This window comes from Trinickia terrae, from assembly GCF_005144415.1.
In the GTDB taxonomy this organism is placed as follows: Bacteria; Pseudomonadota; Gammaproteobacteria; order Burkholderiales; family Burkholderiaceae; genus Trinickia_A; species Trinickia_A terrae.
In genome coordinates, this window is record NZ_SWJE01000003.1 from 486,020 (window position 1) to 505,064 (window position 19,045).

The window sequence follows — 19,045 nt, forward strand, 5'->3', positions numbered from 1 at the left end:
AGGTTGAAATGGCAACTGGTGGAGGCCCTACGCCAGAGCAATGGGCACGCATGAGTAAAAAGCAAAAAACTGTCTACTGGGTATTTATCGCTGTAATAGCAGTGATGATAGGAAGTGCAGTAATTGAAAAGCTACTGAGCTAACAGCAACCCCGGCCTTGGCGGGGTTGCTGTTTGTAGCGGTTTATTCGAGCTCAGGCGAAATGGTGAGGCAGTTGTTGCGGTAATCGAAGGCGATGCGCATGCGTTGCCCTGGCGAAAAGCCCGCATGTTTGAGCCATACGTCAGCGATTTGCATCCATGGGATGAAGGGCGCAGGCGGGGGGGGGGTAGTCGGGCGAATCGCGCAAGGTTGTGCCCATGGCGTTGTGAGGGCGTGCGGGCGATAGACGTGGTTTAAGATTGGCAGTAGCCATGGTCAACTCCTCGGTTGAGTTGGTGGTGGTCAGCGGGCTGTGAGTGTTGGCGCACTGTCGTGTTCGTGACGCAGTGGTGCGCCACGGCCCTGTTGCCGCCGGGTTTGCCGTCGGCCTTCGGCCGCCGTCAAACCCGGCGGGCTGAAGGTGCTGGGTGATGCGAAATAATTCGAGAGGAATGCAACCGTGTCTCTGGCAGACTCGCGCCTTTGGGTCAAAACGCACGTCGGGGCAAAAAATTGCGGCAAGCGGGGCACGTCGGGGCGAAACGGTTTGCAAGCGCTTGTTGCGTCAGGCAAAAACCGTTCTGGGCAACGGTGGGGATGTCGGGTGATCGAGAATCGGGCAAGGACATCACGCTACAGGGCAGTGCGATCAGTTTGGACAAGGGCGAGGCGAACCTGATCGCGGCGGGGGATGTGAACATCGGCGCGGCGAGCGAAACGCATGCGCTGAAGATGGACGAGACGCACAGCCATACGGGCGTGGCGAGCGGGTTGGATCAGACGGCGACGTATGCGCAAGGCGGCTTGATTTCAGCGGATGGGGTGAATCTCATCAGCGGGCGGGATATCAACGTTGTGGGCAGCACGATCGTGGGCACGAACGACGTGAATCTGGCTGCGGCGGGCAACGTGACGATCACGACCTCGCAGGACACGATGCGCTCGTCGGACTACTACGAGAAGAAGGAAAGCGGCTTCGGCACGGGCGGCGGAATCGGCATTTCAGTGGGCAGCAAGACGCAAACCGACACGGCCCACACCACGGAAGTGGCAAACACCGGCAGCACGCTGGGCTCGCTGAACGGCAGTCTGAACATCACCGCGGGCAAGGATCTACATGTCACGGGGAGTGATCTGCTTGCCGGGCAAAACGTCACGGGCACCGGGGCGAATGTGACGATCGACTCGGGCGTCGATACACGGCACCACGACGAGACGCACGAGGTCAAACAGAGCGGCTTTACGCTTGCGGTGAAGGCGCCGGTGATTGACGCGGTGTCCAATACGGTGAATCAAGCGCGCGCGGCGAGCCGCAGCCAGGATGACCGAGCCGCAGCCCTGCATGGGATGGCGGCGGCCAGTAGTGCGATTGATGCAGTGGGTGCGGCGGGCAAGGCGCTGGCGCAGCCGGAAGCGAAGCTTGAACTGAGCTACGGCAGTAGCCATAGCAAGAACACGTTCGCGGAGGATAGCGTGACGAACCGGGGTACGAAGGTGAGCGCAGGCGGCACGGCGGCGTTCGTGGCCACGGGCAACGGCACGGCGGGAAGCGGTAATGTGACGATTGCGGGCTCGAATGTCAGCGCCAACGATGTGATTCTGGCGGCGAACAATCAGATCAACATTGTCAATACGACCGATACGGATTCGACGCGTAGCACGCAAGAGTCGAAGAGCGCGAGCGTGGGGGTGTCGATAGGCACGCAGGGCATTGGGGTTTCGGCGGCGATGGCTAAGGCGCATGGCGACGGCAACAGCGATCTGGCGACGAAGAACAACAGCCATGTGAACGCGGCGAACACGGTGACGATTCTGTCGGGTGGCGATACGAACCTCATTGGCTCGAATGTGAGCGGCAAGCAGGTGAATGCGGATATCGGCGGCAACCTGAATATCGCCAGCGTGCAGGACACGCTAAGGAGCGCGGCGCATCAGGAGAGCATGGGCGGAGGCTTTAACGTGAGCCAAGGCGGGGGCAGTGCAAGCTTTAGCGCCTCGCATGGCGATGCGAATGGCTCATACGCTGGGGTCAATGAGCAAGCGGGAATTCAAGCTGGGGAGGGCGGGTTCAGTCTGAACGTGAAGGGCAATACGGATCTGAAGGGGGCGGTGATCGGGAGCGATGCGGAGGCGTCGAAGAATGTGCTCAATACGGGGACCCTCACGTTCTCGGAGATTCAGAATCACTCGAGCGCTGTTTCCGGAAGCGGGGGCGTATATCGACTTCCTGATGAAAAACGTCAAAAAGGAGTCCAACTGATGGCCAAGCGCTTTCTGAAACTGTTTGCCGCCGCTGGCCTGGTTGCCTTGATGGCCGGTTGCACGGCGCCGGTCAGGAACGTGGATTACTCGNTTCAAGGCCAGCAAGCCGCGTTCAATCCTGGTGTTGCCGCCGCTCAACGAATCGCCGGACGTCAATGCGACCTACGGCATGCTGTCGCAGGTGACCGTGCCGCTCGCCGAGGCCGGCTACTACGTGCTGCCGGTTGCGCTGGTGGACGAGACCTTCCGCCAAAACGGCCTGACCGTCGCCGGCGACATCCATGGCGTACCGGCCGCCAAGCTCAGGGACATCTTTGGCGCCGATGCCGCGCTGTACATCACCATCACCAAATATGGCACCAAGTACATGGTGCTCGACAGCGCCACCGTCGTCGCGGCCGATGCCAAGCTCGTGGACCTGGTGGGCGGCCAGACGCTGTGGACCGGCCATGCCAGCGCCTCGAGCAACGAAGGCAATAACAGCAGCGGCGGCGGCTTGATCGGCATGCTGGTGGTGGCCGCCGTCAAGCAGATCATCAACAGCGCGACCGACCAGGGCTACAACATGGCCGGCGTGACAAGCGCTCGCCTGCTGTCGGCCGGGAAGCCGGGCGGCATTCTCTACGGTCCGCGTTCGCCCAAGTACGGCACGGATTGACGCTCTGCGTGGCGGCTAGGCCGGTTCCATCGGTTGGCTAGCCCGCCCCAGGCAGCGCCTGTTGCCGCGAAAACCGAGGCAACAGGCGCTCATCTTCAGCAATAGCAGTCTTTATGAAAATCACATCGAGGCTGGCGGCACTGCCGCTCGCCGTAGTTTCGCTCGCGCTCAATGCGCAGCAGCGCGCACCCACACCGGCCGAGGCCGCCGCCCGCGCCAACGCGGAACAGCAACAGCAGGTACAGCAGCAACACGACGCCGTGGAGCGCGACGTTACCGTACAAGCGCCTTCGGTTCGCTCAGAAGTGCCGAGCGTCGAAAGGTATCCGGCATTGCCGGCTGAAGCACCATGCTTTCAAATCGACCGCTTCACGCTCGACGTCCCCGGCACGCTGCCTGACGCAGTGAAGTCGCAAGGCGCCTCCGCGCTGCCGCAAGACCGCTTCGCCTTCGCCCGCGAATGGCTCGAACACTACGCGGGCGCATGCATCGGCAAGCAAGGCATCGACATCCTCGTCAAGAGCTTGTCCCAGCAGATCCTGTCGCGCGGCTACCTCACGACGCGCGTCCTGCTGCCCGAGCAGGACCTGTCGAGCGGCACGCTGAAACTCGCGTTGATCCCCGGCGTGATCCGTCGCGTGCATTTCACCGACGAGACGCTACGCGGCACCTGGAAAACGGCGTTCCCAACCCGCAACGGCGACCTCCTGAATCTGCGCGACCTCGAACAAGGCCTCGAGCAGATGAAGCGCGTGACGAGCCAGGACGTCTCGATGCAGATCGTCCCCGCCGACGTTCCCGGCGAAAGCGACGTCGTGCTCGACGTGAAGCGCGCCAAGCCGTGGACCGTCGTCGCGTCGCTCGACAACTCGGGCACACGCGCAACCGGCAAGCTGCAAGGCAACCTGTCGCTCGGCATCGACAACCCGCTGGGCCTGAACGACCTCTTCAATCTCGGCGTGAGCCAGGACCTCGAATTCGGCGACAAGCGCCTGGGCTCGCACGGCTGGAACGGCTTCTACTCGATCCCGTGGGGCTACTGGACCGCGACGCTCTCCGCCTACACGAACACCTACTACCAGCAGATCGCCGGGGTGAATCAAACTTTCGTCGCGAGCGGCAATTCGCAGACGGTCGACATGAAGCTCGCCCGCGTGCTCGCGCGCAGCCAGAACGACGTGCTCGGCGTGCAGTTCCGCCTGTCGCGCCGCTTCGGCCAAAGCTTCATCGAAGACACGGAGATCCCTCAGCAACGCCGCAACAACACGTTCGTCGAAATCGGCCTGACCGATCGCCACTATTTCGGCGGTGCGCAGTTCGACGGATCGCTCGCGTACCGTCAAGGCATCGGCGCGTTCGGCGCGCAGGACGACGTGCTCGCGCCGGGCGGCGGCCCGACGTATCGCTACAAGATGGCCGTCCTCGACGCGAACCTCTCGGCACCGTTCGCCATCGCGCAACAGCCGTTGCGATACGTGACGACCCTGCACGGCCAATACACGGGCAACACGCTGTACTACATCGACGACCTGACCATCGGCAGCCGCTATACCGTGCGCGGCTTCGACGGCGAGACGATGCTCGCGGCGGCGCGCGGTCTTTACTGGCGCAACGAATTGCAGATGCCGATCGGGCAGACCGGACAGGCGATTTACGCGGGGCTGGACTATGGCCGCGTCTGGGGGCCGCGGGTGGTCGCGCTCGTCGGCACGCAGCTGGCGGGCGCGGTGATCGGCGTGAAGGGCAGCGTGGCGACGCGTTTCGGCGCCTATGCGTATGACCTGTTCGCCGGCACGCCGGTTTACAAGCCGTCAGGCTTCGATACCGCGCGCGTGACAATCGGATTCCAGTTGACCTCGCAGTTCTGACGAAGACTGCGCGCCGGTCAACTCATCACCAGCCTGACCCCCACCAGCGTCAACGTCGCCGCCAGCAGGTTGCGCAACAGCGCATCGGGCGCGCGCGCCGACAGATGGCTGCCGATCGCGATCCCGGGCAGCGATCCGACCAGCAGCGACAGCAGCATCGACCAGTCGACCGACCCCAGCAGCCAATGCCCCATCCCTGCGATCAGCGTGAGCGGCACCGCGTGCGCGATATCGGAGCCGACGATGCGCGTCGTCGGCAGGGTGGGGTAGAGCAGCAACAGCACGGTGACGCCGATCGCGCCCGCGCCGACCGAGGTCAGCGACACGAGCACGCCGAGCACGGCGCCCGTGAGGGCCGTGAGCAAGGCGGTGCGCAGCGGCGCGGGCGCGCTCGCATGGCGCGCCGCGAAGGCGGCCAGCTTCGGCCGGAACACGAGCGCGATCGAGGTGATGAGGAGCGCCGCGCCCAGCACGTTCTGGATCAGCGTGGCCGCGGCGTGCGAGTTCATCCCGTAGCGGTGCAGCAGCCACAGCGTGATGGCGGCGGCGGGCACGCTGCCCGCGGCGAGGCGTCCGGTCACGCGCCAGTCCACCGAGCCCTTCAGGCCGTGCACGAGCGTGCCGGTGGCCTTGGTCGCCGCGGCGTACAGCAGGTCGGTGCCGACGGCCGTGGCCGGATGCACGCCGAACAGCAGCACGAGCAGCGGCGTCATCAGCGAGCCGCCGCCGACGCCGGTCAGGCCGACCAGGAACCCGACGCCGAGGCCGGAAGCGGAGTACATCAGATCGATATGTGGCATGCGCAATCAGCGGCCGGCTAAGGCCGCGCTCAATGGGCCGAGGGTTGGAAAGACGGACAACGGGGACCGGCGCGGGCGCATCGTCGCGCCGGCAAAGGTCGACATTGTCGCAAAAGCGCGGCAATGCCGCAGCGCAGCGAAGAACCCGGCCGGAAAATCCGTCGTTTTCGTGCGAGTTCGCACAGCACTGCCAATCCGGGTGTGTCAATTTCCCGACAACTGGATATCGGCACGGCAGGCAGGCTGATTAGTGCTATCAGATGGCGAGCGCGCACCTTTCCTGTGGCTGTAACGTACTAGCCGACACATGTTCGCCGGGCGGACCGGCTCGCGCGGGCATCATGCATGCTTGAGGAGAGATGTTCGAAGTCCCGGGGGAGTCTTGATGCGCATTCTTCAACTCGTTCTGGCGCCGCGGCTGTCCGGAGCGGAAATGCTGGCCAAAGGGATCGCCATCGGTCATCAGAAAAGCGGCCACAGTGTTTGCCTGGCGTCGCTGCTGCCGCAGCATGGCGACTTCGAGCTCGTGCGCGGCGAGCTCGCCGCGCACGGCGTGACGTGCCTGTTTCCCCGCCGCACCTACTCGAGGATCGGGCGGCTCCTGTTCCTCTATCGCGCGATCCGCCAGTTCAAGCCGGACATCATCTTCGCGCACGCCACCATTCCCGCGCTCTACGTGCGCGCGCTGCCGCTTTCCGTGCCGATCGTCTGGGTGATGCACTCGGGCGTGAACGACTTCCGCGACTCCAACATGCTGCAGCGCGCCGAGCGGCTCCTGTCGTCGCGCGCGAAGGCGGTCATCGGCGTGTCGCAGAAGAACATCGACGAATATCTGATGGAGATCGGCGAGCATCCGTCGCTGATCGTCGTGCCCAACGGCGTCGACACCTCGTGCTTCGTGCCCGGGAAGGGCTGCGCGCCGGCGCGCAAGCCGGGCGGCGAGAGCAAGCAGGTCGTGCAGATCGGCCGCTATATCCGCGAGAAGAACCAGCTCGACACCGTGCGCGCGTTCAAGCGCACGCTCGATATCGAGCCGCAAGCGCGCCTGCTGCTGTGCGGCGTGATCGAGGACCGCGACTACTACGAGGCGGTCGTCTCGCTTGTCCGCGAGCTTGGCATCGGCGCGCGCGTCGACGTGACCGGGCCGCGCTCGGACGTCGCCGGGATCCTGTGCGCGTCGAGCGCGTTTGCGATGCCGTCGAGCTTCGAGGCGCACAGCATCAGCTTTCTCGAGGCGCTGGCGTCGGGGATCCCGGTCGTCGCGAATGCGATTCCGGCGTTCAAGTTCGCGGGGAGCTATCCGTGCGTGCGGCTCGTCGATACCAAGGATGCCGACGTGTTCGGCCGCGCGCTCGCCGATGCGCTCGAGCAGCCGCGCGCGGTGCGGCCGCTCACGGGGCTTACGCTGCAGGACACCGCCGACCGCTATCTGGCGATCGCCAGGCAGGTGCTGGGGGTGCGGGTGGGGTTGAGTTGAACCGAGGGTTCACTGCCGCTGCCGATCGAGCCGCAAGGTCTCGGTGAAGAGCCCCGGCAGGCTGCCCCAGTCTTCCATCGGGCCGAGCTTCGCATCGCGCGAGAGCGGGTAGCCGGCGAGGCCGGGCGCGCCGCCCGTGAAGTAGGTATCGCCGATGACCGCGTTCGCGCGCTCGAAGAGCACGAGCGTGGGGCCTTGCCTTTGCCAAGCGTTGCCGGATGGTTGGACCAGGGCGGGGATCTCGTCCGCCCAGGAAACGCCGTTGAGCGTCGCGATGCGCTCCGGGTCGGCGAAGCGCGCGCCGCCCTTCATCATCCAGACATCGATGTTCGCGCGGTTTTGCGCATTCGGATTGCGTGCGGAGAGGACGATCAGGTCGTCGACGCCGTCGCCGTCCACGTCGCCCGAGGCCGCCTTGGCGAGGGTGGCCGGAAAGCCGGTGAAGCGCTGCTTGCTGCCGGCTTCGTTGAACGCGCTGCCGGAGCTGGCGAGCTGCGTGATCGAAAGACCCGCCTCCGATGATCGCTCGAGCGCCAGCAGGCCCGTGCGCGCCGAACCCGCCGAACCCGCGATATGCGCCGCGAGAAACTGCGTGCCGTCGGCAAGGCCCGGCGCGGCCATCCATAGCGCCGGGTCGCTGCCCGTCGCGCCGTTGCTGGCGAGCACCCAGAGATCGAGCCCGTCCGCGTGAGCCCGGCGCTGTGCGGCCATCACGTCGGCGCGGCCATGCCCGCTGAAATCCGCCGCCGCGTATTGCTGCGCGAGCGCGGGCGAGAGCGCGCTCTGATACCACAGACGCGGCTTCTCGAAACCGCTGCCCGTGCTGCGCATCAGCCAGAACGCGGTGCCGCCGCCGCGCGGCGCGATCGCCATCAAATCGGCGCGGCCCGTGCCTTCGAAATCGGCGAGCAGAAAGCGCGTGCTGTCGAAGCAGAGGGTGTCGCCTTGGCAGGTCGGCTGGATCGACGTGTAGTCGAACGGCACCGCGTTCGCGTACCAGCGCTCGGCGTGCGCGCCCGGTGCGAGATCGGTGGCCCAGACGTCGAAGCCCGGCCCGTCGCGGCGGCGCTCGACGAACACCGCGCCCGGCTTGCCGTTGCCCCTGACGTCCGCGTACATCGCGCCTTCCAGGCGCAGGTCGGTCCATTGCGAATGCGGCGTCGGCGCCCAGCGGTATTCGGTCGTGAGCGGCGCGCATGCGCCGAGCGCGAGCACGCCGTCCTTCTCGCCGAGACAGCGCCGCCACGGCGTGTAGACGAGGCCGAAGTCCCAAGGCGTCCAGCGCTGCGCGATATCGGACGCATCGCAGGTCTCCTCGAGGAGGCCTCGGCCGCGCTCAGCCACGCACAGCCATGACGCTTCGCTCACGAGCGCCGCATCGTGCGGATTGCCGGGATAGCCGGTGACGGGCTGCCAGCGCCAATCCTGGGCGGGCGTGCCCGTGCAGGCGGCGAGAGAGGGGGGCTTGCCCGCGCCGGCCGAGGTCAGGCATTGGCTCGTGTAGGCGTTGACGAGATTGAGCGTGCGCGGCACGAAATCCGGCTCGGGACGATTCGTTTGCCCAGCGAACGAATAGCGGCGCGCGACCCAGTTGCCGTTCCACTGGTACTCGCCGAAGACGTGGGTCCCCTCGTTGCCGTCGATCGTGAAGTAGCTTGCGACTTCGTCGCGTTTGAGCTGAACCTCGGCGGCGGGCACGTTCATCGGCAGGCCGCCCATCGGGTAGGTGAGGTGGTAGCGGATCGGCACGGCCAAACCCAGCGTCTGCGCGACATTGCGCGTGATGCGCGCGGAGTAGATGTGGTCGGGGTGCTCGATGAAGGGCACCGTGTCGGGGTTCAGCGTGAAGATCTCGGTCGCGTCCTTGAGGATCGCGCCCAGCGTGGCGATCAGCGCGGCGCGGTCGTAACGGGCGCCGCCCGAGCCGTCCGCGTTCATCGGGTAGCTCGCGATCGTGGCGCTTTCGTCCCACAGGAGCGCGAGCGGGACGCGTCCGCCGCGCACGCGGCCGCCCGGCAGGCGCATCTCGAGCAGCTTCACGCGCGGCAGCCGCTTCATGACCATCTGGTGCACGGGCTTGCCGGCGATCTCGACGGTCGATTCGTCCCACTCGTTCGGCACGCCGGCCATGCGCGCATAGGCCTGCCGGATGGCTTTCTCGCGCGTGAGGACGTAGCTGAACGGGCCGCTGTCCGAGCCGCCGATCAGATGGACGGTGACGATGCACCAGCCCGCGTGCATGCGCTCGCTGATGCCGGGGTTCACGAAGAGGAGATCGTCGTCGAGGTGGGCGACGACGGTGACGAGCGTGCCGGGGCGGCAGTCAGCGGTTGTGGCGTGCGCCGCGCACGGGGGGAGGCTCGCTAGCGCGCACAGTAAGAAGGCGATCTTCGGATTTATGTTCTTTTGTCTGGGTTTTCGTGAAAACTTTGAATTCGCGGCGGTGCGTATAGTCCGTCCCTCCCCGGGACCGGGGTCACTTTTGTCCTTGCCAAAAGTAACCAAAAGCGCGTCCTGGGCGGACGGCCTGTCCCGGAGGCACTCAGTGCTGTTGGCGATAGCGTTCTGGGGGCCGCCGTTATCGCTCGCTGTACGTCCCGTTAGCACGCGGCACGGAATTGCCCTGCGACGAAACAAATTGAAGACGTCGGTTTGGCCGCGCCCCATGTTGCCTACGATTGGGAGCGAACACGGGAGCATGACGCAGCATCGCAAGACAAGCCTCGTCAGGCTTTTCTTGACCGCCAGCATGGGTTTGATTCGTATCTGCGCAACCACGTGCCACGTGCGAACGGGCCGTACGGCGCGCGGTGGCGCTTGCTCCCGACCGCTACCGCAGACAGGACTGAGTGCTAACGGGCCAAGGCCGTCCGCCCAGGACACGCCTTTGGTTACTTTGGGCAAGACCAAAGTGACCCCCGCCCCGGGGAGGGGCAACGCGTACGGCACGCCGCGGCGTAAAAGAAAGCAAGCATCAAACCTGCGCCCCTTCAGATGCTTCAATGCGAAGGCACGCGCGACCCCTTCGCGGCCCCGAGCGACTGCGTGAGCGCACTAACGACGATCAGCACGATCACATTGAGCGCCAGCGCCAGGAAGCCGATGTTGACGTCCTTCAGGCGGTCCGGCAGGAACGGGAACAGCTGTGCGACGGTCGTCTTCGTCAGCGTGGTCGCCGCGACGACCGCCACGCCCGCGACGATGCCCGCGAACGCTCCTTGCTTGGTCACGCGGTTACGCGCGGCGAGGCTGCAGAGCACGGCCGGGAACAGCTGCGTGACGAAGCTGTAGCCCATCAGCAGCAGCGCGACGATGGTCTCGCCGCCCTTCAACGTGAACCACACCGCGACGAGCGCGATCACCGGCACGAGCACGCGCGCGAGCCTGGCGATCTGGCGGTCGTCGGCCTGGCGGGCGAGCGCGCCGCGATAGACGTCGTTGGCGAGCAGCGTGGCGGCCGTGATGAGGATCATCGAGCCCGGCACGAGGGCGGTCAGCACGCCCGCCGCGCCGATCACGCCGACGAACCATGGATCGAAGGCCTGGAGCGAGAGGTGGAACAGCGACAAGTCGATATCGCTGCCTTTCAGGCCCGGCACCTTGAGCACGGCCGCGAAGCCGACGAAGAACACGAACAGCAGGATCAGCTGATAGAGCGGCAACACCGCGGCGTTGCGCCGGAAGATGCGTTCGTCCTTCGCCGTGAAGATCGAGCCGAACGTATGCGGCCACATGAAGAAGCCGAGCGCGGTGAGCAGCACGGTCGACTGGAACCAGACGACGCTCATGCCCTTGTCGGGGAAGGTCAGGAAGCCGGGCTTGGCGGCATTGATCGCCTGGAACATCGAGCCCAGGCCGCCGTAGTAGTGGATCGGCAGATAGATGCCGAGGAACAGCACGACGGCGAGGATCGTGAGGTCCTTCACGACCGAGTTCCACGCCGAGCCGCGCACGCCCGAGACGATCACGTAGACCGTGACCACCACCGCGCCGATCCAGATCGCGGCAGCCGAGGAGATCGCGCCGTACGACGCCGTCGACACGATGATGCCGAGCCCCTTGAACTGCAGCACGAGATAGGGGATCAGCGCGGCCACGTCGACGAGGGCGACCAGCACGCCGAGCGAGGGGCTCGCGTACTTGCTCGCGAGGAAGTGCGGCTGCGAGATGAGCCGGTTCGCTTTCGCGTAGCGCCAGATCGGCGGCAGCAGCCAGTAGGAGAAGATGTAGGCGAGCGTCCCGTAGGGCAGGATGTAGAACACGGCCGCGCCCTTGCCGTACGCGAAGCCGCTGCCGCCGAGGAACGTGAAGGTCGTGTAGATTTCGCCGGCCATCAGCAGGAACACGAACGCGGTGCCGAAACTGCGCCCGCCCACCGACCACTGCTCGAGGCTCATGTCGTGGCCGTGCTTGGCGCGCACGCCGAGCGCGAGCGCGAGGAGCGCGGCCAGCGCGATGATGACGAGTGCGCTGCTCATGAGCGGACCTCCCCGGCTTGATCGGCGGCTGTGCGGTTGGCCGGGTCGAGACGGTAGACGAGCGCCATGATGCACGCGGTCAGCACGACCCAGAGCACGATCCAGGCAAGCACGAACGGCATGCCGAGAACGAGAGGTTCGACGCGGTTGAAGAACGGAACGCCTAACAGGATGCCGATGAACGGCAAGGCGGCGAGCAGCCGGAGCAACATGGTGGTCTCTCTCCTCGAGCGTATGGGGGAGTGCGTCTTGCGAATGGACTTTTCCTGGCTTTGGTACGTAAGTGGATCGTGCGACTCTATGCCTGAAGTGTTTCGCGCGTAAAGGACGTCAATAAAGCTGAAGGTGATTTGAAAGTGTTGCGCGGCACGATGCGCATGCGGATCGTGCCGCGCAGCAATGCGACGAATCGGATAACGAACTGTCCGCGTTGGTCATGCCGGCGCGGGCGACGCAATGCAACACGACGCAATGCAATATCGCGACATCGAGAAGAGATGAATCGGGAACACTTGGAACTGCTGGTCACGCGCGTCATGCCGTATGGGAAATACAAAGGCCGGCTCATCGCCGACCTGCCCGGGCACTACCTCAACTGGTTCGCGCGCGAGGGGTTTCCGCGCGGCGAGCTCGGGAGCCTGCTTGCGCTCATGCACGAGCTCGACCACAACGGCCTCAAATCGCTGCTCGATCCGTTGCGCAAGACGTGAATTTTTTCGTGGCAGCACGCGACGGATTTTTGCGCCTCGTCCGTTCAACCGGCAACGAGGCACTTTCGGCAACCGACTGATCGAGGACACACATGAGACTCTCCCTCGCCGCGCGGCTCGTCGCCGCAGCCGTGATGCTGTTTGCGGCGTCCAGCGCATTCGCGCAAGTCGTCGTCGCGCCGATGGCGCCGCCTCCGCCGCGCGCCGAGATCGTGCCGCCGCCGCGCGGCGGTTATGCCTGGGACCCCGGCCATTGGCGCTGGGCGCGCGGCGGCTATGTCTGGGTGCCGGGACACTGGCAGCCGATGCGGCGTCCCGGCGTGCGCTGGGTGCCGGGGCATTGGGCGCCGCGCCGCGGAACCTGGCGGTGGATCCCTGGACATTGGGCGTAAGGGCTGTCCATGCGCTTTCCGAGCATGAACGGACCCTGATGCGGGAGAAGGCAAATCCCGCGCAAGCGCGGCCGCCGGACCGCGACCACGGCGGCGGCGACCCCGATGCGGAGCTGATCGCGCGCGTCGGCCGGGCGGACCCGGCCGCGGTGCGCACGCTCGTCGCGCGCAAGCTGCCGCGCGTGCTCGCGCTGGCGGCGCGCCTGCTCGGCGACCGCGGCGAAGCGGAAGACGTCGCGCAGGAGACCTTCATGCGGGCCTGGAAACAAGCGCCGCACTGGCGAGAGGGCGAAGCCCGCTTCGACACGTGGCTGCATCGCGTCGCGCTGAACCTCTGCTATGACCGGCTGCGCGCGCATCGCGAAGCGCTCGTGGACGAGATCCCCGACGCTGCCGACCCGCGCGCGGCGCCCGACGCCGAGCTCGAAGCGCGCTCGCGCGGCGACGCGGTGCGCGCCGCGCTGGCGGCGCTGCCGGTGCGGCAGCGCGAGGCGCTCGTGCTCACTTACTACCAGGAACTATCGAACCTCGAGGCGGCCGGACTGATGGGCATTTCGGTCGACGCCCTCGAGAGCCTTCTGGCCCGCGCGCGCCGCAGCATGCGCGCGCAGCTGGCGGGAGGCGCATCCAGCAAGGACATGCCATGACACCCGAGAGATTTCGCGCAATCGTCGAAGCATATGGCGCCGAAGCGCGCCGCTGGCCGGCCGCGGAACGCGAGAGCGCCCTGGACTGGGCCGAGCGGCATCGCCAGGAGGCCGATGCGCTGATGGCCGAATCGGCGTGGCTCGACGCGCGCCTCGCGAGCGATGAAGCGCCGCGGCCCGGCGACGCGCTTTACCTGCGCATCGTCGAGATGGCTCCGCAGGCAGGGCGCCGCACGGTTGCGAAGAAGCGCCGCAGCCGGGTCTGGTGGTCGGGCGCGGCGTTCGCGGGCGTGGGGCTCGCGGGCGGGCTGGCGGGGGCGCTTGCCGTGTCGTTCTTCGTCGTGACGGGGAGTGTGCCGCCGCCCGAGCACGAATCGTCGTACCTGCCGACGAGCTTTGGCGGATCGGCCGCCGACTGGAGCGGCGAATGACCGGCCGCGCCTGGAAAGCCGTGCTGATCGGCTCGCTCGTCTTGAACGTCTTCCTGCTCGGCAGCGTGGCGGGCGGCGCCTATCAATTGCTGACCGAGCATCGCGAGCAGAAGACGGCCGCGGCGCAACAGCAGCCGCGCGCGTTGCGCTTTGCCGCCGAAAACCTCGGCTCCGATCGCGAGCAGCAGTTCATCGACGCGCTGAAGGACGCCCGCCGCGAGGTCCGCGATCAAGCGCGCGAAGGCCGCGAAGGACGGCGCGAGGTGCTGCAGGCGCTCGCCGCGCCGCAGTTCGACCGCGCCGCGCTCGACGCCGCGCTCGCCAAGACGCGCAACGCCGATATTGCGCAGCGCACGCGCGTCGAGCAGGGCGTCGCTGATTTTGCGGCGACGCTGACGCCGGAGGAGCGCGTGAAGTTTGCGGGCAGCCTGAAGGAGGTGGGGCAGTGGCGGCAGGCGCAGGCGGCGAGTGCGGCGAAGGGGGCGAGCCAGTGAGGCGTTGCGGCGACGGAAATTCCCCGCCTCCACCGTTTAACCACCATCCTCACCACCGCTCCCCGAGGGCAGCATGGCTAATTCACCCGAAATGAACCCGGCGGCGATTGCGCTGAACCGGTTCGGGCTCGGCGCGCGCATCGACGACCGGCCGCCCGCCGATCCCAAGGCGTGGCTGCTCGCGCAGCTCGGCGCCTACCAGCCGATGCCGCCCGCCTGGGCGGCCCAGCCCGGCACGCTCCAGCTCGCGCAGCGGTTCGGCGAAGCGCAGATGCAGGCGCGCCAGGGCGCCGACGAAACCGCCAAGCTTGCCGCCAGAAAGCAGCTGCGCGGCGAAGTGCTCGACACCTACCGTGCGGCGGTGAATGCGCGCGTGAACAGCGCGCTCACGACGCCGACGCCCTTCGTCGAGCGGCTCGTGCATTTCTGGTCGAACCACTTCGCGGTATCGACCGAGAAGCCGCAGGTCGCCGCGCTCGCGGGCGCGTTCGAAGCCGAGGCGATCCGCCCGCACGTGCTGGGCCGCTTCGAGGACATGCTGGTTGCCGTCGAGCGCCATCCGGCGATGCAGCTCTTCCTCGACCAGGCGCGCTCCGCCGGCCCCGACAGTCCAGCCGCGCGGCGCGCCGCCGCGCGCAATCCCGACAACCCGCGCGGCCTCAACGAAAACCTCGCGCGCGAAATCATGGAGCTGCATACGCTCGGCGTGCGCACCGGCTACACGCAGAACGACGTGACCGAGTTCGCGCGCGCGTTGACCGGCTGGAGCGTCGTGCCGCTGCGAGGCGGCGGGGCGGTCGCGCAGCGCTTCGGTCAGGAAGGCGAGCCGGGCAGCTTCGTGTTCCGTCCGCAGCTCCACGAGCCGGGGCCGCGCACGATCATGGGCCGCACATACGACGAGCCCGGCGAGGGCCAGGCGCGCGCGATCCTGCACGACCTCGCGGCGTCGCCCGCCACGGCGCGGCACGTCGCCGGCAAGCTCGCGCGCCATTTCGCCTCCGACAATCCGCCCGCGGCCATGGTCGAGCGCCTCGCGCAGGCGTTCCAGCAAAGCGGCGGCGACCTGCCGACGGTCTATCGCGCGCTGATCGACTCGCCCGAGGCATGGTCGCCCGTCGCCGCGAAGTTCAAGACACCGTGGGAGTGGGCGATCTCGTCGCTGCGCGGCCTCGGCCGCGAGGACATGGGCAACCCGCAGGCTGCACCTATGCAGGCCGCGCCTATGCCGGCCGCGCCGATCCTCACGCAGCTCGGCCAGCCGGTCTGGCGGCCGGGCTCGCCTGCGGGCTACGACGACATCGCCGCGAGCTGGGCCGCGCCCGATGCGCTCGTGCGCCGCGTCGAGCTTGCGCAGCGGCTCGCCGCGCGCGCCGGCGGCATCACCGGCGACGGCGACCGCGTCGACCCGCGCTCGCTCGGCCAGCAGCTGATGGCCGGTTCGCTGTCCGAGCCGACCGGGCTCGCGGTCTCGCGCGCCGAGAGCGTGCCGACCGCGGTCGCGCTGCTGCTCGTGTCCCCCGACTTTCAACGGAGATGAAGACGATGACCTCCCGCCGCCAATTCCTGAGCCTCACGGCCGCCGGCGCCGGCGCGATGCTGGTGGCGCCGCGCATCGTGTTCGCGAGCGCCGAGACCGACCGGCGCTTCGTCTTCGTGATCCAGCGCGGCGCCGCGGACGGCCTGAACATCGTCGTCCCGTATGCCGATCCCGCCTATGCCGGCTTGCGCGGCGCGCTCGCGATCGACGCCTCGGCGGCGGTCAAGCTCGACGGCATGTTCGCGCTGCATCCGTCGCTCGCCGAGACGGCGAAGATGTACGCGTCCGGTCAGGCACTGTTCGTGCATGCCGTAGCTTCACCCTACCGGGATCGCTCGCATTTCGACGGACAAAACGTGCTCGAGACGGGCGGCGCGGCGCCGTACCAGGTCCGCGACGGGTGGCTCAATCGCCTCGCCGGCCTGCTGCCCCCGAGCCGCGCGCAAGCGATCGCGTTGGCGCCCACGGTGCCGATGGCGCTGCGCGGCAAGGTCGAGGTGGCGTCGTATGCGCCGTCGGCGCTGCCGGCCGCGCCCGACGACCTGCTGGCGCGCGTCTCGGAGCTCTACGAGCAGGATGCGCAGCTGCGCCCGCTCTGGCGGGAAGCGCTGATGGCGCGCGGGCTGGCCGGCGACGCGGGCGCGCGCCAGGATCCGGCGAGCCTCGGCAAGCTCGCGGCAGGCTTCCTCGCGAAGGACGACGGTCCGCGCATCGCGATGATCGAGACAGGCGGCTGGGATACGCACAGCGCGCAGAACGCGCGCCTCGCCAACCAGCTGAAGTCGCTCGATGCGATGCTCGCGTCGCTGCGCGACAGCCTCGGGCCGGTGTGGGGCAAGACGACGGTGCTGGTCGCCACCGAGTTCGGCCGCACCGCGGCCGCCAACGGCACGGGCGGCACCGACCACGGCACCGGGGCGGCGGCGATGCTGATCGGCGGCGCGGTGAAGGGCGGGCGCGTGGTGGCGGACTGGCCGGGGTTGCGGCCAGGCGACCTCTACCAGGGCCGCGATCTGAAGCCCACGGCGGCGCTCGATACGTTGATCGCCGGCGCGGCGAGCGAGAGCCTGCGGCTCGATCCGCAGCGCACGGCGCCGGCGCTGTTCGGGCAAGCGGGCGGCACGGGGAGTGGCGGCGGCTTCAGGCCGATGGAAGGATTGATCAGGGGCTGACGGGGGCCTGGGATTGCACATTGCCGCAGGAACGGCGTGGCCGCGGCGGCGGACCGATTGTGAAAATGAACGCGGGGAGGCAGAGCATGAAGACAGGATTGCTGTTGAGGGCGACGGCTGTGGCGATTGTCTGCGCAGCCGTGCTGCCGGGCTGCGTCGTGCCGCCGGCGCATCCGCCGCAGCCGGCGCCGGTGGCCGAAGTGAGGCCGCCGCCTCCCGCGTCCGGCTACCACTGGGTCCATGGGCGCTATGTATGGGCCGACGGCCGCTGGGTATGGGTCAGAGGATATTGGGTGCAGGATTGACCGCAGACGGCAGGTAACCGTTGTAATCGTTACCAAGGCTCCGGCAGGGATGTTTGCCGGGGCCTTTTTGTTGCGCGCCTGCCGGACCTCGAATCCGTCAGAGCGGACGCAGCGACTGCGTATCGTGCGTCTGGTAGAAGCGGATTTTTGAAGCGGGTTGCCGAAAAGACGATGTGATGGAGCGCGCCGACGCGCCTATTCAGTCATCCCAATCCAGGAAGATTGCGGCATATAACGGCGCGCATACGTTTGCGCGCCCGGCGAACTCAGTTTTTATGCGAATTTTTGCCGGTGGATAGACTATTCGCGTTCCAGCCAAATCAATTTCATTGGCGGCGACGCATTGAAAAAATACGCAGCGCGCATTATCCATTGGTGCGATCAGATGCGTATGATCGCACTACTTGCATCTTCCGGATTCTTTCAAAATCCTTGTGATGTCGGCGGATCCGCACACCTGTTCAGTTTCCGAGCGTTTGCGGAGACATACTTCCGCAAACATGATGAGGGAAACTCCCGACCCTGATTCAATACAGCGCGATTGCACCGTAATTTCTACTCGACTACCATCAGACAAAAGAATTATTGAATAACAATCGGTTGTTCCACCAGGGCATGAGGGAAATGAAAAATTACCTGACTGATTCGAGCAGTCCGCCCGTTTTTGCGTCCCGATTTCCAGTCGATAAAGCGCGCGACGATGTTGGCTTGCGCGCATCGACGGCATCGGATCGGGATTTCCTTCACGCCGTCTATGCGAGCACGCGCACGGCCGAGTTCGCCAGCGCGGGTTGGAGCCCCACCGAGATTCACACTTTGCTCGCCGGGCAATTCACCACGCAGGACGCCTACTACCACCGCCACTACCCGCACGGGCGCTTCGACGTCGTGCTGAGCGGCGGGACCGCGATCGGCCGTCTCTACCACGACTGGAGCGGCCGCGAGGCGCACGTGATCGATATCGCGCTGCTGCCGGCGTGGCGTGGCGCGGGCATCGGCACGCGGCTCATGCGCGTGCTCGTCGCCGAGGCGGCGCGCCGGGCGATACCGATGTGCCTCCACGTCGAGTTCGACAACCCGGTGCGCTCGCTGTATCGCCGGCTCGGCTTCGTGCCGGTCGGCGAGAACGGCGTCTACGAGCAGATGCGCCGGGACGCCGCGCCGTTCGGCGGCGACGAGCCCGAGCCGCTGCCGGGGTTCGCCGCCGGCGCGGCATAGCGTTGCAGTTGCAGCACGCGGCGCCGGGCCAAGGCAACGGCGCGGCGCGCGAATAGAAGCAGATAACCACAACCGGAGCGATCCGGACCCACGAAACGGGGGCTTTCGAGATGTCAGTACCCACGCATGCCGCGCTCGTTGCGGCGATCGGGCAGCCGTTCGCGTTCGCTCTGCCGGACGGCGGCGCCGTCGAGGCGCACCTCGTCGCGGCGCCGCTCGGCGTTCCGATGGACGACGACTACGTCTGCTACTCCGCCATTTTCCAGTTGCCGTTCGGCGTGCATCTTCCCCAAGCCGTGTTCCGCATCACCGCGCCCGGCGGCGACGCATGGGATCTGCTCGCGACGCCCACGAGGCCCGCAGACGGACACGCCACGCTGACCGCGGTCATGCATTGCCTGCGTTCTTCCACTCCGGACGGGCAAGCCGGAGATATCCCCCGCAGCACGTAGTTC

The 19,045-nt window shown here is 66.8% G+C and carries 17 protein-coding genes and 2 pseudogenes; 15 read left to right on the forward strand and 4 right to left on the reverse strand.

Annotated elements, in window-relative coordinates:
* Positions 1-8 precede the first annotated feature (8 nt).
* The 4 genes and pseudogenes from FAZ69_RS34190 to FAZ69_RS07445 all read left to right on the forward strand — a co-directional run bounded on the left by FAZ69_RS34190 (position 9) and on the right by FAZ69_RS07445 (position 4,929).
* Positions 9-143, forward strand: a complete 135-nt coding sequence (locus tag FAZ69_RS34190) for a hypothetical protein (protein ID WP_255451522.1) — start codon at positions 9-11, stop codon at positions 141-143.
* 613 nt (positions 144-756) lie between these two features.
* Positions 757-2,355: pseudogene (locus tag FAZ69_RS07435) on the forward strand (hemagglutinin repeat-containing protein); the annotation flags it as partial.
* A 45-nt stretch (positions 2,356-2,400) separates the two neighbouring features.
* Positions 2,401-3,061: pseudogene (locus FAZ69_RS07440) on the forward strand (DUF799 domain-containing protein).
* A gap of 113 nt (positions 3,062-3,174) precedes the next feature.
* Positions 3,175-4,929, forward strand: a complete 1,755-nt coding sequence (locus FAZ69_RS07445; RefSeq protein ID WP_136893299.1) for a ShlB/FhaC/HecB family hemolysin secretion/activation protein — start codon at positions 3,175-3,177, stop codon at positions 4,927-4,929.
* A 17-nt stretch (positions 4,930-4,946) separates the two neighbouring features.
* On the opposite strand, the gene FAZ69_RS07450 is transcribed toward FAZ69_RS07445, so the two are convergent.
* A complete protein-coding gene (locus FAZ69_RS07450; protein ID WP_136893300.1) occupies positions 4,947-5,735 on the reverse strand; it encodes a sulfite exporter TauE/SafE family protein in 789 nt (262 codons plus the stop codon).
* A gap of 379 nt (positions 5,736-6,114) precedes the next feature.
* On the opposite strand from FAZ69_RS07450, the gene FAZ69_RS07455 reads away from it, so the two are divergent.
* Positions 6,115-7,206, forward strand: a complete 1,092-nt coding sequence (locus FAZ69_RS07455) for a glycosyltransferase family 4 protein (protein WP_136893301.1) — start codon at positions 6,115-6,117, stop codon at positions 7,204-7,206.
* Between the two features lie 9 nt (positions 7,207-7,215).
* Here FAZ69_RS07455 and FAZ69_RS07460 read toward each other — a convergent pair whose 3' ends face one another.
* The 3 genes from FAZ69_RS07460 to FAZ69_RS07470 form a co-directional block, all read right to left on the reverse strand.
* Positions 7,216-9,471, reverse strand: a complete 2,256-nt coding sequence (locus FAZ69_RS07460; RefSeq protein ID WP_240702136.1) for a ricin-type beta-trefoil lectin domain protein — start codon at positions 9,469-9,471, stop codon at positions 7,216-7,218.
* Positions 9,472-10,205: 734 nt separating this feature from the next.
* A complete protein-coding gene (locus FAZ69_RS07465; protein WP_136893303.1) occupies positions 10,206-11,684 on the reverse strand; it encodes a sodium:solute symporter family protein in 1,479 nt (492 codons plus the stop codon).
* On the reverse strand, positions 11,681-11,896 hold the full coding sequence (locus FAZ69_RS07470; RefSeq protein WP_136893304.1) for a DUF3311 domain-containing protein: 216 nt from the start codon (positions 11,894-11,896) through the stop codon (positions 11,681-11,683). The genes FAZ69_RS07465 and FAZ69_RS07470 overlap by 4 nt, the downstream gene beginning before the upstream one ends.
* 285 nt (positions 11,897-12,181) lie before the next feature.
* Here FAZ69_RS07470 and FAZ69_RS07475 point away from each other — a divergent pair, with 285 nt between their 5' ends.
* The 10 genes from FAZ69_RS07475 to FAZ69_RS07520 all read left to right on the forward strand — a co-directional run bounded on the left by FAZ69_RS07475 (position 12,182) and on the right by FAZ69_RS07520 (position 19,042).
* Positions 12,182-12,394, forward strand: coding sequence for a DUF3820 family protein (locus FAZ69_RS07475; RefSeq protein WP_136893305.1), 213 nt, complete (start codon positions 12,182-12,184; stop codon positions 12,392-12,394).
* A 92-nt stretch (positions 12,395-12,486) separates the two neighbouring features.
* Positions 12,487-12,786, forward strand: a complete 300-nt coding sequence (locus FAZ69_RS07480; protein WP_136893306.1) for a YXWGXW repeat-containing protein — start codon at positions 12,487-12,489, stop codon at positions 12,784-12,786.
* Between the two features lie 38 nt (positions 12,787-12,824).
* The gene (locus FAZ69_RS07485; RefSeq protein ID WP_136893307.1) at positions 12,825-13,433 is read left to right on the forward strand and encodes an RNA polymerase sigma factor; all 609 of its coding nucleotides are present in this window, start codon (positions 12,825-12,827) and stop codon (positions 13,431-13,433) included.
* On the forward strand, positions 13,430-13,864 hold the full coding sequence (locus FAZ69_RS07490; RefSeq protein WP_136893308.1) for a hypothetical protein: 435 nt from the start codon (positions 13,430-13,432) through the stop codon (positions 13,862-13,864). Before FAZ69_RS07485 ends, FAZ69_RS07490 begins: the two co-directional genes overlap by 4 nt.
* Positions 13,861-14,358, forward strand: a complete 498-nt coding sequence (locus FAZ69_RS07495) for a periplasmic heavy metal sensor (protein WP_136893309.1) — start codon at positions 13,861-13,863, stop codon at positions 14,356-14,358. Before FAZ69_RS07490 ends, FAZ69_RS07495 begins: the two co-directional genes overlap by 4 nt.
* Positions 14,359-14,431: 73 nt before the next feature.
* Positions 14,432-15,895, forward strand: coding sequence for a DUF1800 domain-containing protein (locus FAZ69_RS07500; protein ID WP_136893310.1), 1,464 nt, complete (start codon positions 14,432-14,434; stop codon positions 15,893-15,895).
* Positions 15,892-17,067 (forward strand): DUF1501 domain-containing protein, encoded by a 1,176-nt coding sequence (locus tag FAZ69_RS07505; RefSeq protein ID WP_169708584.1) that lies wholly within the window; start codon positions 15,892-15,894, stop codon positions 17,065-17,067. The genes FAZ69_RS07500 and FAZ69_RS07505 overlap by 4 nt, the downstream gene beginning before the upstream one ends.
* Positions 17,068-17,153: 86 nt before the next feature.
* On the forward strand, positions 17,154-17,372 hold the full coding sequence (locus FAZ69_RS07510) for a YXWGXW repeat-containing protein (protein ID WP_240702137.1): 219 nt from the start codon (positions 17,154-17,156) through the stop codon (positions 17,370-17,372).
* Between the two features lie 708 nt (positions 17,373-18,080).
* A complete protein-coding gene (locus FAZ69_RS07515; RefSeq protein WP_169708585.1) occupies positions 18,081-18,590 on the forward strand; it encodes a GNAT family N-acetyltransferase in 510 nt (169 codons plus the stop codon).
* Positions 18,591-18,700: 110 nt separating this feature from the next.
* A complete protein-coding gene (locus tag FAZ69_RS07520) occupies positions 18,701-19,042 on the forward strand; it encodes a DUF6916 family protein (RefSeq protein ID WP_136893313.1) in 342 nt (113 codons plus the stop codon).
* Positions 19,043-19,045: the final 3 nt, after the last annotated feature.

Excerpts from the sequence above, each read along its gene's own strand:
- FAZ69_RS34190 (WP_255451522.1), top strand. The coding sequence starts at position 9 with ATGGCAACTGGTGGAGGCCCTACGCCAGAGCAATGGGCACGCATGAGT.
- FAZ69_RS07445 (WP_136893299.1), top strand. The coding sequence starts at position 3,175 with ATGAAAATCACATCGAGGCTGGCGGCACTGCCGCTCGCCGTAGTTTCG.
- FAZ69_RS07455 (WP_136893301.1), top strand. The coding sequence starts at position 6,115 with ATGCGCATTCTTCAACTCGTTCTGGCGCCGCGGCTGTCCGGAGCGGAA.
- FAZ69_RS07465 (WP_136893303.1), bottom strand. The coding sequence starts at position 11,684 with ATGAGCAGCGCACTCGTCATCATCGCGCTGGCCGCGCTCCTCGCGCTC.
- FAZ69_RS07470 (WP_136893304.1), bottom strand. The coding sequence starts at position 11,896 with ATGTTGCTCCGGCTGCTCGCCGCCTTGCCGTTCATCGGCATCCTGTTA.
- FAZ69_RS07475 (WP_136893305.1), top strand. The coding sequence starts at position 12,182 with ATGAATCGGGAACACTTGGAACTGCTGGTCACGCGCGTCATGCCGTAT.
- FAZ69_RS07480 (WP_136893306.1), top strand. The coding sequence starts at position 12,487 with ATGAGACTCTCCCTCGCCGCGCGGCTCGTCGCCGCAGCCGTGATGCTG.
- FAZ69_RS07485 (WP_136893307.1), top strand. The coding sequence starts at position 12,825 with ATGCGGGAGAAGGCAAATCCCGCGCAAGCGCGGCCGCCGGACCGCGAC.
- FAZ69_RS07490 (WP_136893308.1), top strand. The coding sequence starts at position 13,430 with ATGACACCCGAGAGATTTCGCGCAATCGTCGAAGCATATGGCGCCGAA.
- FAZ69_RS07495 (WP_136893309.1), top strand. The coding sequence starts at position 13,861 with ATGACCGGCCGCGCCTGGAAAGCCGTGCTGATCGGCTCGCTCGTCTTG.
- FAZ69_RS07500 (WP_136893310.1), top strand. The coding sequence starts at position 14,432 with ATGGCTAATTCACCCGAAATGAACCCGGCGGCGATTGCGCTGAACCGG.
- FAZ69_RS07505 (WP_169708584.1), top strand. The coding sequence starts at position 15,892 with ATGAAGACGATGACCTCCCGCCGCCAATTCCTGAGCCTCACGGCCGCC.
- FAZ69_RS07510 (WP_240702137.1), top strand. The coding sequence starts at position 17,154 with ATGAAGACAGGATTGCTGTTGAGGGCGACGGCTGTGGCGATTGTCTGC.
- FAZ69_RS07520 (WP_136893313.1), top strand. The coding sequence starts at position 18,701 with ATGTCAGTACCCACGCATGCCGCGCTCGTTGCGGCGATCGGGCAGCCG.